Consider the following 1842-nt stretch of genomic DNA (forward strand, 5'->3'; position numbering starts at 1 on the left):
GCCGGTGTTGTTCGGGGCGAGGTGTCGGGGGTGTTGCGGGAGTTCGTGGCGGCGCGCCTGCCGGAGTACATGGTGCCGTCGGCAGTCGTGGTCCTGGACGAGCTGCCGCTGACACGGAACGGGAAGCTCGACCGCAAGGCGCTCCCTGTCCCCGCGTACGAGGCAGGCGAGGGCCGAGGGCCGGCCAACGCGCAGGAGGAGTTGCTGTGCGGGGCCTTCGCTCAGGTGTTGGGCCTGGAGAGCGTCGGTGTTGATGACGACTTCTTCGCGCTGGGTGGGCAGTCGCTGTTGGCGGTGCGGTTGGTGAGCCGGATCCGGGCGGTGCTCGGTGTCGAGGTCGAGATCCGTGCGTTGTTCGAGACGCCGACGGTCGCCGGGCTCGCAGCCCGACTGGCTCAGGCGAACGAGGCCCGGACCGCCCTGGCGGCGGCCGCGGTTCGCCCGGAGCGGGTGCCGCTGTCGTTCGCGCAGCGCCGCCTGTGGTTCCTCGGCCAGCTGGAAGGCCCGAGCGCGACGTACAACATCCCGGTCGCGGTACGACTGACCGGCCAGGTGAACCGGTCGGCACTGGATGCGGCGCTGCGGGACGTCATGGGCAGGCACGAGGTGCTGCGGACGGTGTTCGCGGTGGCTGACGGTGAGCCGTATCAGCGTGTTGTGGCCGCCCAGAACCTGGAGTGGGAGCTGCGGACGGTGGAGGTGGCGCCGGAGGAGCTGGCTGGCGCGGTCGCCGCTGCGCAGGGGTATGCCTTCGACCTTGCCGCAGAAGTGCCGTTCCGGGCCTGGTTGTTCACGGCCGGACCGGACGAGCATGTGCTGGTCGTGGTCGTGCACCACATCGCAGGCGACGGCTGGTCCACGGGCCCGCTCGCCCGGGACGTATCTGTCGCATACGCGGCGCGGTCCGCGGGCCGGACTCCGCAGTGGGAGCCGTTGCCGGTGCAGTACGCCGACTACGCGCTGTGGCAGCGTGAGCTGCTGGGTGCCGAGGACGACCCGGAAGGTCTCCTGTCTCGTCAAGTCAGCTACTGGCGCCAGGCATTGGCCGGAGTGCCTGAGGAGCTGGAGCTGCCGTTCGACCGGCCGCGCCCGGCGGTGGCCGGCTATCGAGGCCACGAAGCCCGATTCGACATTCCGGCAGAGGTCCACGCGCGGCTGGCGGAGATGGCGCGTGCCGAGGGCGTGACGGTGTTCATGGTGTTGCAGGCCGCGCTCGCGGTGCTGCTGTCCCGGCTGGGTGCGGGGAACGACATTCCGATCGGGTCGGCGGTCGCCGGTCGTACCGATGAGGCGCTGGACGACCTGGTCGGGTTCTTCATCAACACCTTGGTCCTGAGGACCGATCTGTCGGGCGATCCCACGTTCCGTGAGTTGCTGGCGCGCGTGCGTGAGACCGGTCTCTCGGCGTTCGCGCATCAGGATGTGCCGTTCGAGCGCCTGGTGGAGGAGCTCGCCCCGACGCGCTCGCTGTCGCGGCATCCGCTCTTCCAGGTGATGCTCACCGTGCAGAACAACGCCGAGGCGGCGGTGGATCTGCCGGGAACGCGTGCTGGGGCGATGCCGGTCGGGGAATCGGTCGCGAAGTTCGACCTGGATGTGAGCGTGGGGGAGGTGTTCGACGCGGAGGGGAGGCCGGCGGGGCTGCGGGGTGTGGTGATTGTTGCGGCGGATCTGTTCGATGTTGAGAGTGCTGGGCGGTTGGCTGAGCGTTTGGCGTTGGTGGTGGATGCGGTGACTGCTGATCCGCTGGTGCGGGTGGGTGCGGTGGATGTGTTGGGTGAGGTGGAGCGGCGTCGGGTGTTGGTGGAGTGGAATGACACGGTGGCTGAGGTGTCGGCGGTG

General features: G+C 69.5%; 1 protein-coding gene. It reads left to right on the plus strand.

Features of this window, described 5'->3' with window-relative positions; genetic code table 11:
* Window positions 1–30: 30 nt before the first annotated feature.
* The coding region (locus ABT342_RS38030) for a condensation domain-containing protein (RefSeq protein ID WP_351584177.1) at window positions 31–1842 on the plus strand (1812 nt) is incomplete at its 3' end.

Origin of the sequence: Streptomyces sp. NPDC000410 (genome assembly GCF_040300305.1) — a bacterium.
Lineage (GTDB): Bacteria > Actinomycetota > Actinomycetes > Streptomycetales > Streptomycetaceae > Streptomyces.